Source organism: Larkinella harenae, from assembly GCF_054780515.1.
Genome location: NZ_BAAGWE010000006.1, coordinates 53072 through 75600, shown reverse-complemented (window position 1 = coordinate 75600; position 22529 = coordinate 53072). Strand labels below are relative to the sequence as shown.

General features: G+C 51.9%; 25 protein-coding genes. 3 read left to right on the top strand and 22 right to left on the bottom strand.

The window, feature by feature from the left end; genetic code table 11:
* Positions 1–22 precede the first annotated feature (22 nt).
* The 5 genes from ACYVH9_RS23950 to ACYVH9_RS23930 form a co-directional block, all read right to left on the bottom strand.
* Positions 23–1273: a DUF6600 domain-containing protein gene (locus tag ACYVH9_RS23950; protein ID WP_460638948.1), complete on the bottom strand. Its 1251-nt coding sequence runs from the start codon at positions 1271–1273 to the stop codon at positions 23–25.
* 344 nt (positions 1274–1617) lie between these two features.
* Positions 1618–3849 (bottom strand): xanthine dehydrogenase family protein molybdopterin-binding subunit, encoded by a 2232-nt coding sequence (locus ACYVH9_RS23945; RefSeq protein ID WP_460638947.1) that lies wholly within the window; start codon positions 3847–3849, stop codon positions 1618–1620.
* Entirely contained in the window at positions 3846–4856 is a 1011-nt protein-coding gene (locus tag ACYVH9_RS23940) for an FAD binding domain-containing protein (protein ID WP_460638946.1), read from the bottom strand. Before ACYVH9_RS23940 ends, ACYVH9_RS23945 begins: the two co-directional genes overlap by 4 nt.
* Positions 4857–4860: 4 nt before the next feature.
* On the bottom strand, positions 4861–5388 hold the full coding sequence (locus ACYVH9_RS23935) for a (2Fe-2S)-binding protein (RefSeq protein ID WP_460638945.1): 528 nt from the start codon (positions 5386–5388) through the stop codon (positions 4861–4863).
* 70 nt (positions 5389–5458) lie between these two features.
* Complete coding sequence (locus ACYVH9_RS23930; protein WP_460638944.1) at positions 5459–6052, bottom strand: hypothetical protein; 594 nt, start codon at positions 6050–6052, stop codon at positions 5459–5461.
* Positions 6053–6418: 366 nt separating this feature from the next.
* Between ACYVH9_RS23930 and ACYVH9_RS23925 the strand changes: the two genes are divergently transcribed.
* The gene (locus ACYVH9_RS23925) at positions 6419–7297 is read left to right on the top strand and encodes an endonuclease/exonuclease/phosphatase family protein (protein WP_460638943.1); all 879 of its coding nucleotides are present in this window, start codon (positions 6419–6421) and stop codon (positions 7295–7297) included.
* 50 nt (positions 7298–7347) lie between these two features.
* On the opposite strand, the gene ACYVH9_RS23920 is transcribed toward ACYVH9_RS23925, so the two are convergent.
* Both ACYVH9_RS23920 and corA read right to left on the bottom strand, forming a co-directional pair.
* A complete protein-coding gene (locus ACYVH9_RS23920) occupies positions 7348–8196 on the bottom strand; it encodes a mechanosensitive ion channel family protein (RefSeq protein ID WP_460638942.1) in 849 nt (282 codons plus the stop codon).
* Between the two features lie 83 nt (positions 8197–8279).
* Positions 8280–9230, bottom strand: a complete 951-nt coding sequence (corA, locus tag ACYVH9_RS23915; RefSeq protein ID WP_460638941.1) for a magnesium/cobalt transporter CorA — start codon at positions 9228–9230, stop codon at positions 8280–8282.
* A gap of 167 nt (positions 9231–9397) precedes the next feature.
* Here corA and ACYVH9_RS23910 point away from each other — a divergent pair, with 167 nt between their 5' ends.
* On the top strand, positions 9398–11137 hold the full coding sequence (locus ACYVH9_RS23910; protein WP_460638940.1) for an SWIM zinc finger family protein: 1740 nt from the start codon (positions 9398–9400) through the stop codon (positions 11135–11137).
* Between the two features lie 177 nt (positions 11138–11314).
* Here ACYVH9_RS23910 and ACYVH9_RS23905 read toward each other — a convergent pair whose 3' ends face one another.
* The 7 genes from ACYVH9_RS23905 to ACYVH9_RS23875 form a co-directional block, all read right to left on the bottom strand.
* Complete coding sequence (locus ACYVH9_RS23905) at positions 11315–11653, bottom strand: TfoX/Sxy family protein (protein ID WP_460638939.1); 339 nt, start codon at positions 11651–11653, stop codon at positions 11315–11317.
* A 60-nt stretch (positions 11654–11713) separates the two neighbouring features.
* On the bottom strand, positions 11714–12853 hold the full coding sequence (locus ACYVH9_RS23900; protein ID WP_460638938.1) for an FAD-dependent oxidoreductase: 1140 nt from the start codon (positions 12851–12853) through the stop codon (positions 11714–11716).
* Positions 12854–12883: 30 nt separating this feature from the next.
* Positions 12884–13636, bottom strand: a complete 753-nt coding sequence (locus tag ACYVH9_RS23895) for a helix-turn-helix domain-containing protein (RefSeq protein ID WP_460638937.1) — start codon at positions 13634–13636, stop codon at positions 12884–12886.
* Between the two features lie 6 nt (positions 13637–13642).
* Positions 13643–14563, bottom strand: coding sequence for a helix-turn-helix domain-containing protein (locus ACYVH9_RS23890; protein ID WP_460638936.1), 921 nt, complete (start codon positions 14561–14563; stop codon positions 13643–13645).
* A 26-nt stretch (positions 14564–14589) separates the two neighbouring features.
* Complete coding sequence (locus tag ACYVH9_RS23885; RefSeq protein WP_460638935.1) at positions 14590–15381, bottom strand: SDR family NAD(P)-dependent oxidoreductase; 792 nt, start codon at positions 15379–15381, stop codon at positions 14590–14592.
* 152 nt (positions 15382–15533) lie between these two features.
* Positions 15534–15893 carry a DUF4180 domain-containing protein gene (locus tag ACYVH9_RS23880; RefSeq protein WP_460638934.1) on the bottom strand — a complete coding sequence of 120 codons (360 nt, stop codon included), beginning with the start codon at positions 15891–15893 and terminating at the stop codon, positions 15534–15536.
* Positions 15894–16029: 136 nt separating this feature from the next.
* The gene (locus tag ACYVH9_RS23875) at positions 16030–16398 is read right to left on the bottom strand and encodes a DoxX family protein (RefSeq protein ID WP_460638933.1); all 369 of its coding nucleotides are present in this window, start codon (positions 16396–16398) and stop codon (positions 16030–16032) included.
* 97 nt (positions 16399–16495) lie between these two features.
* On the opposite strand from ACYVH9_RS23875, the gene ACYVH9_RS23870 reads away from it, so the two are divergent.
* Complete coding sequence (locus ACYVH9_RS23870) at positions 16496–16867, top strand: winged helix-turn-helix transcriptional regulator (protein ID WP_460638932.1); 372 nt, start codon at positions 16496–16498, stop codon at positions 16865–16867.
* An 88-nt stretch (positions 16868–16955) separates the two neighbouring features.
* On the opposite strand, the gene ACYVH9_RS23865 is transcribed toward ACYVH9_RS23870, so the two are convergent.
* From ACYVH9_RS23865 to ACYVH9_RS23830, 8 genes are all read right to left on the bottom strand, one after another.
* Entirely contained in the window at positions 16956–17360 is a 405-nt protein-coding gene (locus ACYVH9_RS23865) for an ester cyclase (RefSeq protein WP_460638931.1), read from the bottom strand.
* Between the two features lie 79 nt (positions 17361–17439).
* Positions 17440–17709, bottom strand: a complete 270-nt coding sequence (locus ACYVH9_RS23860; protein ID WP_460638930.1) for a hypothetical protein — start codon at positions 17707–17709, stop codon at positions 17440–17442.
* A 13-nt stretch (positions 17710–17722) separates the two neighbouring features.
* Positions 17723–18058: a potassium transporter KefB gene (locus ACYVH9_RS23855; RefSeq protein ID WP_460638929.1), complete on the bottom strand. Its 336-nt coding sequence runs from the start codon at positions 18056–18058 to the stop codon at positions 17723–17725.
* Between the two features lie 239 nt (positions 18059–18297).
* Positions 18298–19410, bottom strand: coding sequence for an NHL repeat-containing protein (locus ACYVH9_RS23850; protein WP_460638928.1), 1113 nt, complete (start codon positions 19408–19410; stop codon positions 18298–18300).
* A gap of 370 nt (positions 19411–19780) precedes the next feature.
* On the bottom strand, positions 19781–20599 hold the full coding sequence (locus tag ACYVH9_RS23845; protein WP_460638927.1) for an AraC family transcriptional regulator: 819 nt from the start codon (positions 20597–20599) through the stop codon (positions 19781–19783).
* A 65-nt stretch (positions 20600–20664) separates the two neighbouring features.
* Positions 20665–21006: an SDR family NAD(P)-dependent oxidoreductase gene (locus ACYVH9_RS23840; RefSeq protein ID WP_460638926.1), complete on the bottom strand. Its 342-nt coding sequence runs from the start codon at positions 21004–21006 to the stop codon at positions 20665–20667.
* A complete protein-coding gene (locus tag ACYVH9_RS23835) occupies positions 20919–21329 on the bottom strand; it encodes an SDR family NAD(P)-dependent oxidoreductase (protein ID WP_460638925.1) in 411 nt (136 codons plus the stop codon). Before ACYVH9_RS23835 ends, ACYVH9_RS23840 begins: the two co-directional genes overlap by 88 nt.
* Before the next feature lie 22 nt (positions 21330–21351).
* Positions 21352–22347 carry an SDR family NAD(P)-dependent oxidoreductase gene (locus ACYVH9_RS23830; RefSeq protein ID WP_460638924.1) on the bottom strand — a complete coding sequence of 332 codons (996 nt, stop codon included), beginning with the start codon at positions 22345–22347 and terminating at the stop codon, positions 21352–21354.
* Between the last annotated feature and the right edge of the window lie 182 nt (positions 22348–22529).

The following is a 22529-nucleotide window of genomic DNA, read 5'->3' as shown; positions in this document are numbered from 1 at the left end:
GTTTCCCTATTTCAATCTTGTCTTACTGCGGTCCCCGGCGGCTGCCTCCTTCACCTCGACCAGGTGCTGAAGAGTTCTGGCGCGGCTGGTATTGCCGGGGTGCCTGATCCACCGACCGTTGCTGGAACGACTCGCGGCTGCGTTCGGTGCGTTGCGGACTTGTTTCAACACCCCGGTTGCCCGACCAGCCTTCCCGACGACTCGGCGGTTCTGGTTGTTGAAACGTACGGTTTTCGGACCGACGTTCTTCCACCCGGCGTTCAAACGAAGAAGAATTGCTGCGTGGAGTATACACCGGACTCTCCCGGTTTTCGGAGGGTCTTTCGAAACGATCTGAACGGTTTCGGTTCCAGTCATTGCGGTTCGGACGTGCCGCGCCGTTGTTGTCAAAATCTGGTCGGTTCCTACCCTCCGAGCGGTTTTCGAAGTCCGCGCCGGGACGGTTTCCATAATCCGGGCGATTCCCGTTGTCAGAACGGTTTCCATCATCGGACCGGTTGTTAAGACCGTCGTTTCGATTCATCCCGTTGTCGCCCCGACTGCCGGGATAGCTACCCCGGTTTGAACGGTCGTAATTCCGGTTGTTTTCGGCCAACTCGCCCCGGTTTCGTCCGTTGTATTCACCCCGATTCGTAAACCGATCGGAAGGATACGACGATCCGGACGTGCCGCGTGCCCCCACCGTACCGCGTCGCACCACCTCATTGGCGCGATACACCGGTACAGACCGGCGGGTATACCGCTCAATTTCGTCCCGGCGCGGACCGTAACCGTACGAGCGGTTATTGTAGCGGTAAACATTATTAATGATCGTGGTATTGTGGTACACGTTAACCACCCGGGTACGCGGAATACAGTAACTATAAACACGGGGCCGGGTAAAATACATCTGCGGGACAAACGTCCAGTAATTGAAAGGCAGATTTATAGTGATATTCACATTGACCCCCATGCCCGGGCCCAGCGGAGCCCAACCGTAATATCCCCCGCCGGAACGCCAGCTAACCCAGGCCGGTCCCCACTCACTATCGGGTACCCAGATCCAGCGACCGTAGTAGTCATCAAACAGCCAGCGACCGTAATGAAACGGTGCCCAGCCCCACTCATAATCCGAGACCCAGGTATTGCCGTATTCAGTGATGGCCCAATGGCCATTGGTGGCATACGGCTGAAAATCCGCTTCTACTTCCGGAATCCAGACCTGGCCATAATTTGAGTTTCGCTCCCATCGGCCGTAGGGAGCGAGTTCGTCATAAAAGGATTCAACAGGCATATCAACGCCGGGTTGGGCCTTGCTTGACAGCGGGCCGGCCCATGCAATAAAAAACAATAGGATTACTCCAAAAGCCGGTAAGATTCGTCGTGTTTTCATGGCCTATCGGACGTTAAAAGTGGCACTGCGCTTCTTGGATCATTAAGTACATCAAAGGTTTAAGCGTCACCAGTTTTTTTTATACACCGAGAATGACGGTAAAGTCTGCATCAGTTAGTGAATGATGCCTTTTTCTGACGACTACGCCAACGGGTGTTGCAATGTTTATTAACAAACGAAACCCGCCAGCGCTCCATTGCCTGACGGGTTTCACTCTTTGACTTCATGACGCTACCAACGCTAACTTACAGTAGCTTATCGAGGGTAATCGGCAGATCGCGAACCCGTTTTCCGGTAGCGTGAAAAATAGCGTTGGCAACGGCCGCCGGCATCCCGACAATCCCGATTTCGCCCAACCCCTTTACACCCAGCGGATTGACAATCTCGTCGTTTTCCTCAACAAAAATCACGTCCAGCTCCTGAATATCGGCATTGACGGCCACGTGATATTCGGACAGATTGTGGTTTATAAATTTCCCAAATTGATGATCCATCACGCTTTCTTCCTCCAGCGCCTTGCTGATGCCCCAGACCATCCCACCAATCAGCTGGCTGCGGGCGGTTTTGGGATTCAGGATTCGGCCACCCGCTACGGCTGTTACCGCCCGCTTGACCCGCACCGTCCCAAAATCCTCGTCCACTTCCACTTCGACAAAAACCGCCGAATGGGCAGCCCGGGCGTAGTTCCTTTGTTGCAGCATGTTTGGCAAGGAAGTCGACGTTTCACTGACGGCCCGACCGCCATTCGTTGCAACAATATCCACCAAAGCAACGGCAACTGACGGATCATTTTTTAGCCGAATCTGGGCATCTGCAAAGCTAATATCCTCCAGCCTGCTACTCGTAAAGGGTGAGTTTTTCATCTTCTGCGCCATTTTGAATAGCTTTTTACCCAACTCCTCGCAGGCCACCTTCACCGCCGACCCCACCGTAGCGGCCGTCCAGGAACCACCTTCAATGGGCGCCAGGGGCATATCCGTATTCCCGAGTCGGAAAATAACGTCCTCAATCGGCATTCCGAGGGCGTCAGCCGCAATCTGCGTCATGATCGTGTAGGTTCCGGTACCAATGTCGGCAGTAGCGCTGGTTACCCGGAGTTTTCCACTAACCGTCAGAACCGCTTCCGCCCGTGCCGGTCCCTGCGTTGCCTCCCAGATCCCGGTTGCCATGCCCCAGCCAACCAGGGTGTGCCCGTTCCGCATCGAGCGTGGCTCCGGAGTTCGATTAGCCCAGCCAAACCGTTCAGCCCCTTGCCGGAAACATTCCCTAAGCTCCTTGCTCGAATAGGGCAGGTCCTGGTCCATGTCTTTTTCGGTGTAGTTCTTCAGGCGAAACTCGACCGGATCGATTCCCGCTTTATGCGCCAGTTCATCGATTTCAATTTCGAGCGCTGAAACCCCCGTTACCCCACCGGGTGCCCGCATATCCAGCGGAGTAAAGACATCCAGTGGCACCAGATCGTAAATAAATTTGGTGTGGTGTGCCGGGTACAACAGCCCACCCCAGTTGACCACAATTTCGAAATAATCCTCAAACCGGGACGTTTCGGCTATCGCTTCGTGCTGAATAGCATCGAGTGTTCCGTCAGCCGTTGCCCCGAGCGAGATCGTCTGAATCGTCGCGGGTCGGTGGCCGAAGGTGAACATTTGCTGCCGGGTGAGCGTAACCCGCACCGAACGCTTCAGCTCCAGCGCGGCCAATACCGCCAGAAACAACTGATATTGCGGCCGTAGCCCCGACCCGAAAGCTCCACCGACATACGGCGAAATCACCTGCACATCTTTGAACGGCAGATTGAAGACCTGCGAAACATACAGCTGGCTGTTGGGTGCACCCTGCGTTTTGTCGTAAATCGTCAGTTTACCGTTTTTTTCGTAAACGACGGTACTGGCAAACATCTCCATCGGGTTGTGATGCTCCACGGAGTGAATATGCCGACCCATTGTCTGGTGAGTAGCGGCCTGAAACGCCGTCTGGAAATCACCCCGTGGTTTGGGAGGTGGCGACTTCAACAAACTGGCCACACCCGATTTTGGCTTGCGGGCGCGGTGCAGGTTGTGCTCCAACGCCGTCTCGAAATCTTCCTCCTCGTACACTACCTCGACCAGCGAAGCCGCATACCGGGCAATTTCAAATGTTTCGGCAACGACCAGCGCAATAGGTTGGCCGTTGTACACAATCTTCTCATCACGCAACGGCCGAAAAGGCGAACCCGGCGGAGCATCCTGGTCTTTGTAACTTATGTCGAACCAGGCCAGACCAGGCCGGTTTTTATGGGTAAAGATCTGGACAACTCCCGGTATTTGCAGCACCTCTTCGGTATTGATATGCAGGATTTTCCCTTTAGCAATGGTACTGGAAACAACGTATCCGTACAACAGGTCCGGCGCCGTATATTCAGCCGCGTATTTGGCTTTCCCCGTCACTTTGGCTACGCCATCGACGCGGTTCATGGACTTTCCGACGTATTTTATCATAATTCCGGTTCGAGTTTAGCGGCCCGTTGCAGCGCCCGTACGATGGCGCGTTCTGCCAGTTCGATTTTGAATGTATTGTGGCCGTATCCTTTCGCTCCGGCGAGCAGCGTTTTGGCAACCGACGCAAAGTTGGCTTCCGAAATGGCTTGCCCGACCAGCATCGCTTCTGCATCGGGTTTGCGCCACGGTTTGTGGGCAACCCCGCCCAACGCAATTCGGGCATCGGTAATGTGGTTATTTTCGATCGCCAGGCCCACGGCAACCGAAACAAGGGCAAAAGCGTACGACTGACGGTCGCGCAGTTTGATATAGGTGTGGTAGTCGGAAAAGCCTTTAGCCGGCAAATCAATGGCCGTAACCAGTTCGCCGGGTTGAATGGTGTTGTCCAGCCAGGGTTCGTTGCCAGGCAGGCGGTGAAAATCGGCCATGGGCAGGGTTCGATCACCGTTTGGACCCGTTACCCGAACAACGGCATCGAGGGCTGCCAGCGCCACGCACATATCGGATGGATGAGTAGCAATACACTGCGTTTCGGGGTTTTCGTCCGAAGCGCCCAAAATAGCGTGAATACGGTTAAACCCGTAGATGGCACCGCAGCCGGAACCGGGCTCCCGCTTGTTGCAGGGTGTGCCGGTATCATAGAAATAATAGCAACGGGTTCGCTGGAACAGATTGCCGCCGTTGGTGGCCATGTTGCGGAGTTGAGCCGACGCTCCCGCCAAAATGGCCTGCGCCAGCAACGGATACCGTTTTTCGACCTGATCGTTGTAGGCGGTATCGGCGTTGGTTACCAACGCACCGAGCCGGAGCCCACCGTCTTCGGTGTCTTCAATGGTCTTCAGCGCCAGGTGATTAATATCAATGAGATGACTGGGTCGCTCGACATTTTCTTTCATCAAATCGAGCAGGTTGGTGCCGCCCGCAATGAATTTGGCTCCCCCGTGCATTGTCAGTTCACCCACGGCGGTGTCAACGTTGTCGGGTCGGGAGTAGGAGAATCGGTTCATAGCATCAGGCTTTGGGTTCGATTTGCAGTACTTGTTGAATGGCATCGACAATGTGCGGATACGCTCCGCAGCGGCAGATATTACCGCTCATCAGCTCGCGAATGTCATCAGCGGTTTTGGCGCGCCCTTCGTTCATCAGGCCCACCGCCGAGCAAATCTGACCCGGAGTACAGTACCCACATTGGTAAGCGTCGTGCTCGATGAAAGCGGTTTGCAGGGGATGCAATCCATTTTCGTCCGCCAGCCCTTCAATCGTGGTGATTTCCGAATTGTCTTTCATGATGGCCAGCGTCAGGCAGGAATTGATGCGTTTGCCGTCAACCAAAACCGTGCAGGCCCCACATTGTCCATGATCGCAGCCTTTTTTGGTTCCTGTCAGGTGCAGGTATTCCCGGAGCGCGTCGAGCAGCGACGTCCAGGGCTCCAGTTCCAGTTGATGAACCGTTCCGTTGATCGTCAGCCTGACCGCCGTTTTTACCGGGAGTGGCCGTTGGGCATTCGTTTCGTTTGTTGAAGATGGGGTCGTTTGCATAGTGAGTCAGATATCGGGTTCTATGCAAAAGACCGGGCAACCGAGAATTGTTGTAAGATGGCCGATTATCTTAGGGTTTGGCCCCTATCAGATCGGTATCGAACGCCATTTGACCGGCCAGCCAGCGAAATAATCCGTACTCAAAAAGGAGCGTAAAGGGAATAACCGTCAGGTTTTTCAGGAAAAAAAACAGGGGCGTTGGTGTCGCCTGCTCGTGAATAATGCCGAAATCTTTCATCCCGTAAAAAACCGCCGAATGATTAGCAATCCAATCATTCAACCTGTTGAAACCGAAAGCAAGCAGGCTGAAGACCATAAGATGGATAAACACATTTGCCCAGTGCAGCCGGAAGTTAGTGCGAATGGCCTGCCCAACTGCCCGCCATTCCTTCTTTTTTAACTGCATGATACTGGCACTTTTGCGGACTCCCTGTTGGATATTCCCGTGGCCAATAATGACTAAAACTGTCATGATTCGGGCCGATTCCACCACGATCTCTAAAGCCAGGTGGAAAGATGGTGGAACCGGACCGAATATCCGCATTTGAATCGCACGGCCCAACGCGGCCCAGAGCATCCAGAAAGAAATGACACCACTGTATTTCCGCCAGAATTGAAATGTCCAGGCCAAAAGATCTGTTGAGAAAATGGAAGATGTAGTCATTTGATTGGGTAGTAATGATGATTCCGTGCCAAAATCCAGCAACCTGATAGCCAACAAACCAGTTTCTCTCTGGCCTACCTGCATCATTTTGGAGCATACCTCTACGAATAAAATGACACCCCTCTGCAAGCTACGCTGGTCTGCCCAATTATTAGCCTTGGGAAAGATTGCTTCAGTATATTACCTGATAATGAAATACTTACCAAGCACTTTTTGCATCAATGGCTGCAGGGTTGGATCAGTGGAAAAAGGCAACATTACAGCTGGAAATAAGGAAGGCGGCCAAAAACTTATTCCCGGCGGATCTTCGGTTGTTGGTTTTCCGGGGGCCGACGGTTTATTTCGTCCTGTCCAAACTCTACCGGTATGCGAACAGGTCTTTTGCTTTTCACCTTCTTTCTTCTGGTTCTGGAAGTATCCGCCCAAGCAATTCCTGGTGGTAGCTCCCCATTTCCGCTGAATATTTTATCGTTCAATATCCGCTACAACACGCCCCAGGACGGTTTGAATGCCTGGCCCAACCGGAAAGAAATGGCGGCCGGTGTCATCAAAGATTATCACGTGGACTTCGCCGGTTTGCAGGAAGCTCTGGCCGGTCAGATCGCGGATTTACAGGACCAGTTAACAGACTACGCCTGGGTTGGAGTGGGCCGGGAGGATGGAAAAACGCAGGGTGAATTTTCGCCCATTTTTTACAACAAGCAAAAATTTGAGGTGGTGACACAGGGTACGTTCTGGCTTTCCGAAAGCCCCGAGTCACCCGGCAGTCAATCCTGGGAGTCAGCCCACCCGCGCGTGGCCACTTATGGTATATTTCGGGATAAGCGCAATGAGAAGCAGCTCTTTGTGATCAATACACATTTCGATCACCTCAGCGAACCGGCCCGTCAGCAGAGTGCCCGGCTGCTTCTGAACCGCATCAAAGCATTGAGCAACGGTTTACCGGTGCTGCTCACGGGCGATTTTAATACCCCGGAAAACTCATCCGCTCTCCAGACGCTGACCAACGATCCAACCTGCAAACTAACCAACACCGAACAGCTCACTCAAAACCCGCATACCGGCGGTCGAAGTACTTTCAACGGTTTTTCCACCAGCCAGCGGGGCCCCGTCATCGACTTTATCTTTGTGGGTCCGGGCATCGAGGTGAACCGCCACGACTACCTTCCCATCCTGAAAGACAACGTATTTATTTCCGACCACTGGCCCGTACTGAGCCGGCTCCTCATCAAAACGGGGGAATAACGCCTGTTTATTCTCCCGTTTTGGGCCATTTGTATAAAACAAAGCGGTTGCTATTCTTTCCCAACAGCTACCGGATTGAAGTCGCCAAAAACATGAATGCCCGGCTCCGGACCTTTGATGCCGTCTTTTGCAAACTGCCGGGCAATGCCTTCGTGAATATGAAAATAGGTATCCCAATAGGTGGCGCTGCTGGTCCAGATTCGAACATCGAAATGAAACGCTTCTTCGGAAATCTTGCCCAGCAAAATATCGTGCTCCCGGTTTTTCAGGGCATAAGGACATGAATCAATCACCCGTTTGATCGATGCCTTGATGCTATCGACCAGATTTTTATTCCCCGCGGCAAAGTTCATATCGACCCGAATAATTCCTTTTCCGGAAATGTTGGTCATCGGCGACGTGGACAACGAACCGTTGGGCAGAATAATCGTGCGGTTATCGGGCGTTATTAAAATGGTGTCAAAAATCCGAATAGCTTCCACAATACCGGTGAACCCCTGAGCCTCAATCAAGTCCCCAACCCGAAACGGTTTGAAGGTTAGAATCAGAACGCCCCCGGCAAAGTTGGCCAGACTGCCCTGCAAGGCCAGTCCCACCGCCAACCCGGCCGCCCCAATGATGGCCACGAAGGACGTTGTTTCCACCCCCAGCGTACTGGCTACACTCAGCAAAACCACTACTTTAAGAATGACGCTGACCAACGAAAGTAAAAAAGGCTGAACATCCCGGTCAACCTGTCGTTTGTTAAGCACTTTCGCCAGCATTTTCACGACCTGACTGGTTAGCCAAAGACCAACAATCAGAATGACGATGGCCAGTAGAATTTTGAAACCGTAGAGCGTAGCAAACGCGGCAATTTGATTGGTGACGTATTCGAACGAGAAAGAAGTGGGTTCCATAGATTTATTTTGGGGTTTTACTTCTTGAGAAGTCATAACCTTAAAAAAGTAACATCCAGAACCTTATTTATTCAGACTACCCACTACAGCCATTTTTTCCGGCGGAAGATCCACAAGGTCGCCAGCGACGACAAAACAATGGAAACGAGCGCCAGCGGATAGCCCACTTCCCAGCTGAGTTCCGGCATGTTCGTGAAGTTCATTCCCCAGATACTCGCCAGCAGCGTAGGTGGCAAAAACACCAGCGACACCACCGTAAAGATTTTAATGATCCGGTTCTGGTCGAGGTCAATCAAACCGAGAAACGTATTCTGCAAAAACTCCAGCCGTTCGAAAATAAAATTGGTGTGATCGATCAGGGAGTTGATGTCTTTGATCAGCGTCCGAAGCCGTTGCTGTTCATCGTTGGTAAACCAGCCGTCGCTGCGAATCATGGACGAAATTACCCGCTGCTTATCCACCACATTCTCCCGAATCGACATCGTCAGTTCCTGATAGTCGTTGATTTCCAGCAGGGTTTCCCGGTCCAGTGCCGCATCCAGATCCAATTGCCGGTTGATCGCCTTGATTTCCTGCGATACCAACTCAATCAAATCCGCATCCTGATCAATCCGGGATTCAAAAATGGTAATTAGAATTTGGGCTCCATCATTGAACACCGAGCGCCGGGATTTTATTTTCTTGACGGTATCGGCAAATGACCGCAAATCCGCATTCCGGTACGTAAACAGGGTGTCGTCCTTCAGCATAAAGCTGACGGGTACCGTGATGTACATATGCTCTTTATCGGGAACCAGAAAGTTGGAGTTGGCGATCAGGAAATCATCCTCTTCGATGTAACGCGAGCTACTTTCAATTTCAGATTGCTCCTGTTGCGTTTGAAAATTAACATCAAACTTTTCTTCTACGCTCTTGGTTTCCTCCCGCGACGGGTTTTGTAAATCCACCCATAGGGTTCGCTCGGTGTCCGAAAACGAATCAATATCCCGGATTTTCCGAACGGCGGTTTCATCTTGTTGAAAAATGCGAATCATAAATCAGTAGTAAGCTGACGAATCGAGCGGGTGATGGTAAATCAGGCCCCGGTTTTACAACGGCCTGATCGCAAAGTTGGGAAAAATTGCGTAGTTGACCAGCACCCTTTCAAACTCTGTTATTTTTGTAGCCAAAAACGGAACTTCCGACACCACAAGTACACCTTATGCTAACAATTGACAACTTCGATAGCCAGCTTGATCCCAATACATTGCAAAATGGCCGGAGTTATTTCAAGCGAAAGGCCGTTTTGTACCTTCAGTCATCGGGTCAGGATCTGTGGCATGCCGAAGTGGAAGGCACAGAAGTCTATTCTGTGGAAATCCGGCTTGCAAACCGTCAGGTTGTACACGCTTTTTGTGACTGTTCAGCCCAGGATTTATTTTGTAAACACACGGTGGCGGTTTTACTGGTCCTGCGCGAACAGCTGAAAAAACCGGCAGCCAAAACGCGGAAAAATACCAAAAAGCTAACCATCGACGTGTTGCTGGAAAAAGTGAGCGACGACGAACTTCGCCGGTTTGTGTCGGGTTATGCGGCTTCCGATTCGGTCTTCGCCAGTAAAATTCAGCTCCATTTCGCCGATAAAGACGAACGAATCGACATTGGCAGGCAGTACCGGGAACTGGTCAAAAAAGCCATTAAATCCCATTCGAACCGCGGTTTTGTTGAATACCGTTCGACGCGCGCGCTGGCCCGCGAAATCAGCCAGATCCTGGCCACGGGAAACCAGTTTTTTACCCGGCAAAACTACCGGGATGCGCTGACGGTCGGGCGGGTGGTGCTGACGGCCATGATGACGGTGCTGGACCAGTGCGATGATTCGTCGGGTTACCTCAGCAGCACCATTTCGAACGCCATTACGCTTTTAAAGCAAGTGGCTGAAGCAGATGCACCTGCCCAGGCCTTGCGCGAACAACTGTTTGATTTTCTGGCCGATGAACTCCACCAGAACCGTTATTTTGGGTACGGCGACTTTGGGCACCAGTTACTCCAGATCGCGTTTACAGTAGCCCTGAAACTCCCCGATTCCGACAAATTTCTGACGCTGATTGACCAGCTGATTCCCCTGCATCAGGACGAATACAGCGACTACACCCAAAGCCTGTTACGCACCACCCAAGTCCGGTTTTTGAAAACGATGGGCCGCCGGGAAGAAGCCCGCAGGCTGACCGATGCCAGCCTGACCATCGTCGATATCCGGCAGGATGCGGTTTCTGAAACCATTGAAGCGTTGCAATTTGATCGGGCAAAAACGTTGCTGGAGGAAGGGATTCTGGTTGCCCGCCAGAAAAAACATCCTGGCACCGTTCGGCAGTGGCAGGAGCAATTGCTGAAAATTGCGTACCTGGAAAACGATGTTCCCACCATCCGGCACTGGACAAAAACGTTTGCTTTCGACGACGGCCAGGCCTTTTCCCTGCCCTATTACCGACAGTGGAAACAGACTTTTTCGGCGAACGAGTGGGCCATCGAATACGAATCCCTGATCCGGCAATTTGCTCAAATCGCCGAACAGAATACCCGTCAGGCCCGGGCGGTCTGGTTTTTTGAAACCGATTCGCTTTTTCACCAGTTGGGGCCGGTCTATGTGGAGGAAAAACAGTGGATCGCCTTACTGGAGCTGGTTTCCCAACAGCCCAGTATCGAGCGGCTTCAGTTTGCCCACCCGCACCTGGCTTTCCGCTTTCCGGTGGAAATGCTGGCTCTGTACCTTCCCATTTTGGAAAAACTAGGCAAAAGTGTCCATGACCGTGCGGATTATCGGCAGTTGGCCAACCTGATCGGGCTACTCAAACGGGATATTCCGGAAAGTATAACCGTCATGAATGCCCTGATTCAGCAGCTGAAGGAACGCAATCCGCGCCGACCGGCTTTTCTGGAGGAACTGAATAGCATTCAGTAGCTCGTCGTCAAAACCTGCTCGTCCGATCTACCCCGTTAAAACTGAGTTTGAAATTCCGAAGCAAAGGGTCAGCAACGGTTTTTACCGTAGTCCCTGGTAAAACCGTTCAGCCCGCAATCCAGAAGATTGCGGGCTACTGATCAGATCGCGGGCGAACTGTCTTGACAGTCCGATCGGCTATTTTTTTCGGGACGATTTAGCTCGGGGGTTAAAATCCAGCGCCAGATTGATCCAGGAGTCAAACTCTTTCTGCGTTCGCATACCGCTGTCGTCCACTAGCACGTATCCTTTCATGGGTCGACTGCCGGAATACATAACCCGGCACCCATTTTTCTCGAGTACCTGCTCATAAATAGCCGGATCAACACGGCACAGCAACTCGTCCTGAATGACCCCCACTAACATTTTGTCGTTGTACAGAAAAAGCCGCCCGCCCATCATGGCAATTTCTTCCAGATTGGTCAAATCGGCCAGCCGCTCCCGCACCCGGTCGGCCAATGGTTCGCTGTAAGGCATACAAAACAGATTGAATTATTCCGTCAAAATACGCAATCATAAAACCGTTGCCAAACGGTTTTAGGCAAACATGGCAAGCATTCCGGTCAGTCCTGTGGTGGAATGCATTGAATCGGTCTGATGCAGTGTCATTTGGGTCATTTCGGCGGCCCGGGCGCGCATTTGTGTTTCGTACGCCGTCAGAGCCGCGCGCAGGTCCGGAAAGGCCCGGCTCGTCAGACATTCACTCAACTCCAGCGCATCGAGCATGGCCATATTCACCCCCTCCCCGGCATACGGCGGCATCAGGTGGGCCGCGTCGCCCAGCAGGGTCAGATTCGGCTGCGTTTCCCAGGTCTGGTCCAGTGGCATGTAGTATTGAGGGCGGGGAATGAAATCTCCTTCCGCTTTCGCGAACAGGTCGAGCCAGAGGGCATCCCAGCCCGAAAATTCCTGCCGAAACCAGGCCGTAACCTGTGGCTTATTCCGGAAATCAATCCCACTGCTTCGCACCCAGCCTTCATCGGTTTTGCAACCCGTATAAAAAACCAGACTCCCATCTCCTTTCGAACTGACAATCAGTGTTTTTTCATCGCCCAGAGCAAAGACTTTGCCCCCGTTCAAGAGACGATGCAGCTCCGGTACGGTTTTTTCGGACTGGTAAACGGCCCCTTCTACCATCGTAATCCCGGCGTACAACGGTTTGAGGGGCGTGATGAGTGAACGGATTCTGGAATTAGCTCCGTCGGCGGCAATAACCAGATCGGCTTTCGCCGACGTTCCATTTTGAAACGCCAGTTGCCAACCGGAACCATTCGGCGTCATCGACACGAAATGCCGGTTCCACACCACGGTGTCCGGATGCAGGGATTCCAGCAAAATGGTGCGTAAAGGCCCCCGGTCGATTTCCGGTCGAAACAGCTGATCGTCGGCAGCAAACCCGTCTTCAAAAAGAACGGTGCCGTGCTGATCGACAATCCGCATTTTATCCGCACCGGGTCGGTAATGAGCCTTGAAGGCCTCCAGCAACCCGGCTTTCCGGATGGCGGCCAGGCCCGAATCGTCGTGCAGGTCCAGCGTGGCCCCCTGCACGCGCCCGTCTGGGTTGGCATCCCGTTCGTATACGCTGACCGTGGCCCCCTGTAGCTGTAGCAGTCTGGCCAGCGTGAGGCCACCGGGCCCTCCGCCTACGATGGCTATTTTCTTGTCTTGTATCAACATGGTTGAAGTCGTTGGTTTGATGCGACAAACCTACCGCTTCTCCAGGGTTGAAAATTGTATAAATCGGTCGTTCTGGTTTTTGTTGAGCTCTTTCGGAGTAACGCCCGAAAACCGTTTCACATCCCGGATGAAATGCGCCTGATCCGTAAAGTTTTGTTCCGGAAATAGTTTACCCGACCGGATAGCCTGAAACGAAGCCCGGAAGCGCAGAATGTTGCAATAAGCTTTGACCGAAAGCCCAAACCGTTGATTGAAATACCGGTTGATCTGGCGGCTGCTCCAGGCCGAGCGTTCGGATAACTCCCTGACGGGAAGCGCGCCGTTGGAGGCATATATCAGCGCGAATAACTTTCGTTTACGGGCGTCGATGTCCTTATTGGTGATCGCCTTCAACCTGGTTGAAACCGTCTGGCAAAACCGGCCAAAATCCAGCAGATCATCCGCCGAAATGTCCCAAAAATCAGCCGGCAAATACTTGACCTCGTTTCTTAAAACCGTTGTATTCAGGACGTATTCAACGGCGAGCAACTTGAAGCTAACCGCAAAAATGACGGTTTTGGGCAAAATAGCAGCCTGCGCCGGCGATTCTTCAAGACCAGAAACCGTGACGTGAAAAGGCTCGGTGGCCGAACTTGAAAAGAACACGTCCACCCGGCCATCCGGTACCACCACAACTGCTTTTTCCTCGTCCGCGTGATTGGCCAGCATCCAGTAACTTTCCACAAACTCCGTCAGAAAACCGGGGGGCGGAACAAGCTTGTATTCGATGTCCTGCATAATCATGGCGTCTCAGTGAAACGATTGCCGAAACGCCAGCGGTGACTGGTCAGTTTTGTTCCGGAACAGCTTGTTGAACGACTGCGGATATTCAAAACCAAGCTGGTAGGCAATTTCGCTGACCGACAAATTGGTGGTCGTCAGAATCTGTTTGGCTTTTTCGATCAGCTTATCGTGAATGTGCTGCTGCGTACTCTGGCCGGTCAAGGTGCGCAGCATATCGCTCAGGTATTTGGGCGACAGATTCAGTTGATCAGCCAGGTAGGTAACGGTCGGCAACCCTAACTCGCTAATTTTGTCGCTGTTAAAATAGTCAGTCAGCAGGGTTTCTACCCGGGTCAGCAAATCATGATGGACCACCCGGCGCGTTAGAAATTGCCGGTTGTAAAACCGGTTGCAGTAGTTCAGTAACACCTCGATCTGCGCCACGATAATATCCTGACTGAAGGGATCAATGGGCTTGCTGATTTCGCGTTCCAGCGATAGAATGAGGTTCTCAATCGCCTTTTCTTCATCCTCCGATAAAATGAGGGCTTCGTTGCTGGCGTAATCAAAAAAACCGTATTGCTTCATTTTTTGCCCGAGCGGAGAGTTCCGGACAAAATCCGAGTGGAATACCAGCAACCACCCGACGTTGGGCTGCGCACTCCCGGCTTCCCAGGTAAATACCTGATCTGGAGCCGCAAACGACATCACGCCTTCGTCAAAATCATAATAGGTCTGCCCGTATTTAATTTTACACTGGCAGTTTTTCTTGAGGGATACGGTGTAGAAACTCATGGTAAATTTTACCGTTTCCTCCGTCTGAATCCGACCAATTTCCTCCAGCCTAAGCACACTGACCAGCGGATTGACCGGCTTTGGCAACGACAATAGCTGGTGTTGCTCGGAAAGAGAATGAATCCGCAAAAGACCCTCGTGATTCTTTTTCATGTCGAAATTCGTATGGCCCCCACCCATCAGGCCGACTTTGGACGCAGCATATTGACCATCGCCTTCGTAATCATCGAATTCGGGACAAAGTGCCCCAGAAACGCCATCATCCGGTTCTGAAAACCCGATACCGTGATTCGCTTTCCGGCCCCGAGTCCGCGCAACGCTGCTTCTACAACTTGTTCGGAGGTTTGCAGGTTCCCGCCCCCCGAATACGTTTTTTTCTTTTCTCCCGTCAGATTGGCCGCATCAAAAAATCCGGTTTCTGTCGCACCTGGACACAACAACATGACCCGGATGCCAAACGAGCGGTTTTCTTCGATCAGAGCCTCTGTCAGCGAGCGTACAAAGGCCTTCGAGGCCGCGTAAACCGCCATGTACGGAATCGGGTTAAAACACGCCAACGAGGCCACATTGATGATGGTGCCGCGTTTGCGCGCCCGCATCCCGGGCAAAAACCGATGGGTCAACGCTACCAAAGCATCCATGTTCAGGTGCATCATATCCAGCTCGCTCGCCAAATCGAGTTCCAGCAAATCGCCCCCGGAGCCAATTCCGGCGTTATTAATCAGCCAGTCTACGGTCAGGTTTAGCCTTTCCGTTTCTTCAAACAAGCGTTGGTCGGCCCCCGGCTGAATCAAATCAACGGCCACGTACCGGGCCTGGATTCCGTACCGATTTGTTAGTTCTTCGCACAACGTCCGAAGTTTGTTTTCGGAGCGGGCCACCAGCAACAGGTTGTGTTTTTCGGCCGCCAGCCGGTGGGCGAAGGCTGCTCCAATACCGCCCGAGGCCCCGGTAATTAAGGTTACGTTCATGTTCTGTTTTCGAATTGTTCAGCCACAAAGGTCCGACCGTTCGAATTCAGAAAAGTATCCAAATGACGCCTTGTTGTATCCAAATGAGAAAACCGGTTTGCCAACGGTTTATTCTTTTCGATTTATCTTCAACCGATCTGTCATCCGAGAAGTTAACGGGAAAGCCGTTCCAGCGCTTCGTCGAGTGAGGCCACAAAATTGATGTGTCCGGCCCGGTTGCTTTCAACGATAAAGTCGCGCATACTTTTGCTCTGGTACGGCGCAAAATCCCCGACGATGGCCATCCGAACGCGGTAATTGGAAAACTTTTGCAGAATTTCGCCCGCGATACCGGTTTTTAAATCGAAAAAAGTCGGGGTAATATTTTTCTCGTAGACAACAATGTTATCAAATCCCTGGTAGTATAAATTCCCCAACAAATCCAGCCCTTCCTCTGCGCTGCTGATTACGATGGTGTCGGAAATAACTTCAGCGGTTTTCTGACCGTTGGTCGGGTGTGTTTCAATCTGCATCGTGTACCAATTTTAGTGGATCGTCTTTCGATTTCAAATCCAAAAATACGGCACATGGGTTTCAATCCCGTCTGATTCTGGATAAATGGTGTTATGCGCTGCTTTTCGTCTTCCAACTGGCTATTCCGCTTTGACATCACAGAATCGTCTGAAACCGCGTATAGGCAACAAAAGCCGAAGCGATTAACACCACGACCAATAGTGGCAACAGTTTGTATTCATCTTTCCGATAATGAACAGTAATAGCACCCACCATCACCAGACAAAAACCGGCAGCCGCCAGCGGAGTTAAGATTGGAACAATGCCCAGCAACAGGGGTAAGATGATGCCGATGCTTCCTAAGCCTTCTATCATTCCCAGTGCTCGAATAGGCACGACCGAATCGCCCGGAGCGAGCTGGCCCTTGTCAATTAACTGTGACTTCGGTGTTCTGATTTTCATCAGGGCCGGTGCGATAAAGAACAGGGCCAATGCAACTTGCAGCCCCCATACGAAAATATCCATATCATTCTTTTGTTTGATCTGGCGTCAAAAGTATGGGCACTATGGTATACATTTGCTATCTGTTACATAAAGTATACCGGTATCAAAAAAGATAGCTATGGAGGATCACACCGCCGAAAGTTGCGCCAAAAACCGTTTAGCGGTTCAGGATGCGCTCGAAATCATCCACGGAAAATGGAAACTATTAATTCTCATCACGCTTGGGCACCGCCCCTATCGGTTCAAGGAGTTGGCCCGGGAAATTGACATTACGCCCCGGATGCTGTCGAAGGAATTGCAGGAGTTGGAAAGCCATGAGTTGATTTCCCGCACGGTCATGCCAACCAAACCGGTTAGTGTGGAATACGCCATCACACCGTATGGACACACTTTTGGTGAAGTACTGGAGGCCCTCCGAAACTGGGGAATGAAGCACCGTCGGCGCATGATCACGGCGCCGGAAACCGTATCCAGGGAAACGGTTCAATAACCTACCCGAAGTCAACCCACCGGACAGATCGGGTCGGGCATGGGCTGGCTCGTCGATCGTGCGTCAAAGCTCAACGGTTTAAGCTATACTACTGAACCGGCCCCAAGGGTTGTCCTAGCTGCTGATACAAACCCAGGAAGTCATAATTATTCCAGGCTTCGGCAATTTTTCCCTCCTGAATGCGCGCCATGTTGATTCCCGAAAACGCTACTTTTTTCCCGGATTCGGTATGCGTAGCAGTAACCATCATCCGGGCAGACTCCACATCGTCCTGGCAAATCACATCCTCCACGTCAATTTTTATGTCGTGAAACTGACTTCTAAAATCCCGAAAAAAGATTTTGAATCCTTCGGGACCTCTCGGCTGGTCGGCAGTCAGAATGCCATTCGCCAGGGCGTCGGCGGTCAAAAACGTTTCAATGGCCTTTTCGTCGTCCTGGTTCCAAACATCGTTGAACCACCGATAAAGCACGGTTGATTGAATCTGTCTCATCGTAACCTGGATTTAGGCGTTAAAAAAATGTGTGATAAATGCCTCAAGAACGTACCATACAAGGTATTGATAATCAGGATTACGAGCAAAAAAAACCGTTCGTTAAGCCACCTAATCTGGGGGGATTTGTGTTAGTGGTCATCCAATCCGCCAACCCCGTACGGACAAACCGCACCGGAGAATAGACCACCAGCCCGAACTCGTCCACCTGAATGGGCGTTCCAGAATCGTTCGGGACGTTTTTGTAGTGGTATTCGGTACCGGACAGCCGGGTATTGCGCTGGCAAACCGGTTGACAGGTCAGGCAGGAAAACAGGAAAGCACGACTGCGGTCTTTCCAGACAGCCATGCTTTCACCGCAGTCAATTCCACAAGGTACCGTCTAATCCGAGCACAAAGCCCAACCACAGCCCAATGACGAAAATAAGCAGGCTGACAACTCTCACCACTACCGTATTCCAACCTCCCTGGTGACGCAGCAAATCCAGAAAGTAATAAACCGCTCCCCCGGTTGCCCCGGCCATCGGAACAATAATCAGAGGACGAAGCATCCAGAGCGTTGGCCAGTTGGGACTTGGGTTTTTGACGCCCAACAGAAAAAAGCCGATCAGGGCAAAGCCAATTCCGGCACCGATCAATGCCCACTTAGCGAGTGAAGCCGGATTCAGCGGTGGCTGAAGTTCGTTTTGTTTTTGCATCTTTTTTTGCGTTTTAAAGATCCTGAAATCGTAGTTTGGCTGAATCACTGCCAGCGTGAACCAACCCCTGTAAAAGTAACAATCATACTTATCACCAAAAGAACTTTGTATTTCAAAGTAAAAGGCAATTTTTGAAACTTTCAAGAGCCCGTTTAAAAAAATTATTGGGTGGTTACGGTTATCAGGACTGCTGTCCAGGAGAACCCTGTCCAGGAAGCAAATCACAGCTTATGAGTACGTTAATACGTGTTGATATGCGCTTTCGACCGGTCGAAATACGTGAAGCTGCTCACCATGCCGTCGGGCGTTACTTTCCGAATGCAATTGTTTTTGCTATCGGCAATATAAAGGTTGCCTTTGCTGTCGAAAGCCAGTCCTTTCGGGAAATTAAACAGCGCCAGACTGGCCTTGCCATCTTTGTGGCCTTCCTGAGCTCGACCGCCAATATTCTGCCCGCAGGGATCAATCTTGTTGTTTCCCGCTATGGTGCTCACCACGCCGTTGGCTATTCGGGTAATGCGGTGGTTGCGGTTATCGGAATAAACGATCGCGCCTTTTTTGTCCAGCTGGATAAAACCGGGATCGAACAATTCGGCTTTGCTCGTGTCGCCGGGGGTATAAACCGGACACCATTCGCGTTTATAGGGTTTCCCGGCAACGGTCTGCACCTGAAACGTTTTCACATTGAATTTCCGGATGGCCCGGCTAAAACCGCCCCCGCCATACAGAATATCTCCGCTGTTAGCCACCGCCATGCCACTCAGGTTGTTGAACAGGACATACTGGTCATTCGCATTCATTAACGAACGAACGCCATTTTTACTGACGCGCCGGATGTAACACCAGTAGTCGGATTTTCGGTATCTGGTCGGCACATTGGGTTCCGTCCAGGTTTTGCCGCTGTTGGTGCCCAGTTTGCTGATCAGGCGGGTGGCGTTGTCGGCCACGTAGAGTTCATCGTTTTGATCGAAATAAAGCGCCCTTATTTTGTAAAAATAGGCAGCTTGCAAATCGCCGTCTCCTGCCCCATCGTAATCGATATTCCCGGCGTAGAATTCGACTTTACACGCATCATTTTGATCGATGATCAGTTTCCGAATGCTGGAATTTCCGGCCAGGTAAATATTGTCTTTGCTGTCGATGGCGATCAACCCGCCCCCGGAAGTGGTGAGGATTTTGGAGCGGCCATCCGGGCTGATCCGCGCTATACCACCCTGAAACACGACGTAGAGATTATCCTTGCTGTCGATGGCAATGTGCTCAGGATTCTGCAGGAAACTGGAAGCGTCTTGCGCCAAAACAGCCGGTACCTGCAGCAGGAAAAGAAATAGTGCACTGAACCTGTTTCTCATTGATTCGATCATGATTAGTCAGCCTGGATTACTCACTGGATTTGCCATTAAAAAACGTTGGCAGACTCCCGTCTATATTCCCTAAAGCAGCCGCATCCCTTTTTCTACACATTACCTCGCCCGGCTATACCGGAAAAGGTTCTCCCAAGCCCAAAATCCGGAGTTGATTCTGGATCCGCCCTTCTGCATACAGCTTTTTCAACACGGGTGCCTAGCCAATCCGGCAGCAAGGTTGGTAAGGCCGGATTGGACGTATAGCGCTTGATGGTCGGAGCTTCTCTCTTAGAGAAAAACCGTTTGAGGAGTATGAGGAGAGCAGTCAGCATAGCTCTTAGAAATAAACAGGCGCTATTCTGGTCATCAGCTTTGGTCAGTGGCTTCCCGATTTTCCGATCAGGGCGGAGGGCGCATACCCAAACTGTTTTTTAAACGCATACGAAAAGTGCGACAGGTTTTCAAAACCGACTTCGTAGCAGACGTCGATGGGCTTTTTCTGCTTTTCGATGAACTGATAGTGCGCTAGTTCCAGGCGTTTTTTGGTGAGCCAGCGTTGGGGCGTGGTGTTGAAGGCTTTCCCAAAATCCCGTTTGAACGTAGTCAGGCTGCGCCCCGTCAGGTAGCCGAATTTTTCCAGCGGCAGATTGAACATGAAGTTCTTTTCCATGTAGCTGACCAGATCAATTTTCCCGGGCTCTTCAAAGTTGGCCAATATCGGATCGATGCTTTTGTCAATAGCCCGGAGGATGGTGATGGCTTCGGTAATCTTCAACGAAGCAATAGCATCGGGGAGGTCCGTCATGTCAAAATACGGAACCAGCGATGCCAGACAGCTTTCCAGCAGCGGGTGGTTGCTGAACGAATAGATTTTCGGTGATTCCAGCACCCTGGTTTGAATCGAACGGTTGGCGTAAAAAGCCCGGAGCCTCGTTTCGGACAAATGCATGACCACGGTTTTATGGGGCTGTCCGTTTTTCGGATAATTGATGATCGTAGCCAGCTGATTGCGGGGAATTAAAAAAATATCGCCCTGCTTGAAAAAGTACGTCGCATCGGCCTGCACAATTTTGGTTTCCCCCGATAGAAACCAGATCAGCATGTGGTGCTCGAACATAATGTCCGACTTGAAAAACTTGTCCTCGTAACAGGAGAGTTTGATATCCTCCGTGATGTATTTTGCCTGGTATTCCATAGTATTACCGACTTCATAAACCCATTAAACGCTGGACACTCAACCGTTTTGAACGAATGGCGAGCTTAGATCGACTGGCCGCCATCGATCAGGAAATTGGTTCCGGTGATAAACGAAGCACTGTCGCCCGCCAAATAGGCGATTAAATCAGCCACCTCGTTCGCCCGGCCCATCCGGGCCAGTGGAATGCTGTTGATCATTTGCTCCTCCACCGTATGATCCAACCCGAGTTTGTTCATAATTTCCGTTCCCACTGGCCCCGGACTGACGGCGTTGACCCGGATTTTACGGGGAGCCAGTTCCAGAGCCGCAATTTTCGTCACGGCATTGAGCGCGGCTTTGCTGGCCGCATAAACCGAGGCCCCCGGCGGAGAAATCGTGGCCGACGTAGACGACAACAGCAGCACGGACGCGTGGTCATTAAGAACCGGTTTTCCGTCATCTGCTCGATGGAAGCAAACGCCGTAATGCCCGCATTGATGAGCAAGATATCGATTTTGCCGACTTGTTCGGACACGTCCGTTGCCAACCGATCAATGTCGGTCAGGCTGGACTGATCGGCCAGCAAACCGGTTACCTGCAAGTCTGTGGCCGCTTTTTCGACGGCTTCTTTTCGTCGGCCGGTGATGATGACGGTGGCCCCCATGTCGCGGAGTACTTTCGCAGTGGCATACCCGATGCCGCTGTTGCCGCCCGTGATGACGGCAACTTTCCCTTTTAAACTTTTCATTGGTTAGCTGATTTTAAGGAGGTTACTCACTCAGGAAAGAAATACCGGTTGCTTCCTCGCTCCATTTCCACAGGCGTTTGGCACTGGCTTCGTCCAGGGAATACGGTTTTACGCCCGTTGAATGGGCCGTATCATCCGCCAGTTCGGCCACGTCGGCATCTTCGCAATACACCCCACCCAACGCATTGAGCAAGGGGCTGGTGGCGCACCAAACCGTGGTGGCTGCCCCCTGGGGGACGGTTTTCAGGGCTGCGGCTACTTCCGGCAGCAAATTGCCCTCGGCATCGCAGAAACCCATCTGCTGAAACAGTTCCAGGGGCGCTTCCCGGCCCAATTCCGTTCCGCCGATCGAACCGGGGTGCAACGAGTAGGCTCTCACTTTCCGGTCGCTGGCCCGGTTGTCGAGTTCCAGGGCGAATAAATTGCTGGCGGTTTTCGATTGCCCGTAGGCCTGGAGCGTTTCGTAGGCCCGGTTCTGAAAATTGGGGTCGTCGAAATTGAACGGCGCAAAGTGATGTCCGTGCGAGGAAACGTTGATCACCCGGGCGCCGTCGGCTTGCAGAAGGGCGGGCCAAAGCCGGGCGGTGAGTTGAAACTGCGCCAGGTAGTTGGTGGCCAGTTGCGATTCGATGCCCCGGTGGTCTTTGCGCAGCGGCACCCACATGATACCGGCATTGTTGATCAGCAGATGCAGCGAACGCCCCGACGCTCGGAATTTTTCGACGAAAGCATCAATTGAAGCCGGGTCCATCAAATCCAGGGCTTCCAGTTCAACCCCGGCGATGCCGTCCAGATTTCGCTTTGCTTTTTCGGTATCCCGGGCCCCCACGAGGACCGTCGCCCCGGCGGCTGCCAGTGTTTTGGTGGTTTCCAGACCGATGCCGGTGTTGCCTCCCGTTACGATGGCGATTTTTCCGGTGAGGTCGATACCCTTGATGACGTCGCTTGCCGTGGAGGTAGCGTTGAAGCCGGAGCCGATGGGGTGCTGCAAGGCCCCCTGATTATTCGTTTGTCCCATTTTTTAAACTGTTATGAGTTTGACTGGGACAAAGGTAGATTGGGGGCCGGGGAGCGGCTTTGTTCAAACGTCCGAATATGCTTTGTTTAAAAGGTCACTTTCTGACCCATTTCGGTTGACACAAAAAAGAAAGGCAGAGGGGCTATAAACCGCCTTCTGCCTTGCCATTCACTCCTTCGGCC

Excerpts from the sequence above, each read along its gene's own strand:
- ACYVH9_RS23950 (WP_460638948.1), bottom strand. The coding sequence starts at position 1,273 with ATGCCTGTTGAATCCTTTTATGACGAACTCGCTCCCTACGGCCGATGG.
- ACYVH9_RS23945 (WP_460638947.1), bottom strand. The coding sequence starts at position 3,849 with ATGATAAAATACGTCGGAAAGTCCATGAACCGCGTCGATGGCGTAGCC.
- ACYVH9_RS23940 (WP_460638946.1), bottom strand. The coding sequence starts at position 4,856 with ATGAACCGATTCTCCTACTCCCGACCCGACAACGTTGACACCGCCGTG.
- ACYVH9_RS23935 (WP_460638945.1), bottom strand. The coding sequence starts at position 5,388 with ATGCAAACGACCCCATCTTCAACAAACGAAACGAATGCCCAACGGCCA.
- ACYVH9_RS23930 (WP_460638944.1), bottom strand. The coding sequence starts at position 6,052 with ATGACTACATCTTCCATTTTCTCAACAGATCTTTTGGCCTGGACATTT.
- ACYVH9_RS23925 (WP_460638943.1), top strand. The coding sequence starts at position 6,419 with ATGCGAACAGGTCTTTTGCTTTTCACCTTCTTTCTTCTGGTTCTGGAA.
- ACYVH9_RS23920 (WP_460638942.1), bottom strand. The coding sequence starts at position 8,196 with ATGGAACCCACTTCTTTCTCGTTCGAATACGTCACCAATCAAATTGCC.
- corA (WP_460638941.1), bottom strand. The coding sequence starts at position 9,230 with ATGATTCGCATTTTTCAACAAGATGAAACCGCCGTTCGGAAAATCCGG.
- ACYVH9_RS23910 (WP_460638940.1), top strand. The coding sequence starts at position 9,398 with ATGCTAACAATTGACAACTTCGATAGCCAGCTTGATCCCAATACATTG.
- ACYVH9_RS23905 (WP_460638939.1), bottom strand. The coding sequence starts at position 11,653 with ATGCCTTACAGCGAACCATTGGCCGACCGGGTGCGGGAGCGGCTGGCC.
- ACYVH9_RS23900 (WP_460638938.1), bottom strand. The coding sequence starts at position 12,853 with ATGTTGATACAAGACAAGAAAATAGCCATCGTAGGCGGAGGGCCCGGT.
- ACYVH9_RS23895 (WP_460638937.1), bottom strand. The coding sequence starts at position 13,636 with ATGATTATGCAGGACATCGAATACAAGCTTGTTCCGCCCCCCGGTTTT.
- ACYVH9_RS23890 (WP_460638936.1), bottom strand. The coding sequence starts at position 14,563 with ATGAAAAAGAATCACGAGGGTCTTTTGCGGATTCATTCTCTTTCCGAG.
- ACYVH9_RS23885 (WP_460638935.1), bottom strand. The coding sequence starts at position 15,381 with ATGAACGTAACCTTAATTACCGGGGCCTCGGGCGGTATTGGAGCAGCC.
- ACYVH9_RS23880 (WP_460638934.1), bottom strand. The coding sequence starts at position 15,893 with ATGCAGATTGAAACACACCCGACCAACGGTCAGAAAACCGCTGAAGTT.
- ACYVH9_RS23875 (WP_460638933.1), bottom strand. The coding sequence starts at position 16,398 with ATGGATATTTTCGTATGGGGGCTGCAAGTTGCATTGGCCCTGTTCTTT.
- ACYVH9_RS23870 (WP_460638932.1), top strand. The coding sequence starts at position 16,496 with ATGGAGGATCACACCGCCGAAAGTTGCGCCAAAAACCGTTTAGCGGTT.
- ACYVH9_RS23865 (WP_460638931.1), bottom strand. The coding sequence starts at position 17,360 with ATGAGACAGATTCAATCAACCGTGCTTTATCGGTGGTTCAACGATGTT.
- ACYVH9_RS23860 (WP_460638930.1), bottom strand. The coding sequence starts at position 17,709 with ATGGCTGTCTGGAAAGACCGCAGTCGTGCTTTCCTGTTTTCCTGCCTG.
- ACYVH9_RS23855 (WP_460638929.1), bottom strand. The coding sequence starts at position 18,058 with ATGCAAAAACAAAACGAACTTCAGCCACCGCTGAATCCGGCTTCACTC.
- ACYVH9_RS23850 (WP_460638928.1), bottom strand. The coding sequence starts at position 19,410 with ATGAGAAACAGGTTCAGTGCACTATTTCTTTTCCTGCTGCAGGTACCG.
- ACYVH9_RS23845 (WP_460638927.1), bottom strand. The coding sequence starts at position 20,599 with ATGGAATACCAGGCAAAATACATCACGGAGGATATCAAACTCTCCTGT.
- ACYVH9_RS23835 (WP_460638925.1), bottom strand. The coding sequence starts at position 21,329 with ATGAAAAGTTTAAAAGGGAAAGTTGCCGTCATCACGGGCGGCAACAGC.
- ACYVH9_RS23830 (WP_460638924.1), bottom strand. The coding sequence starts at position 22,347 with ATGGGACAAACGAATAATCAGGGGGCCTTGCAGCACCCCATCGGCTCC.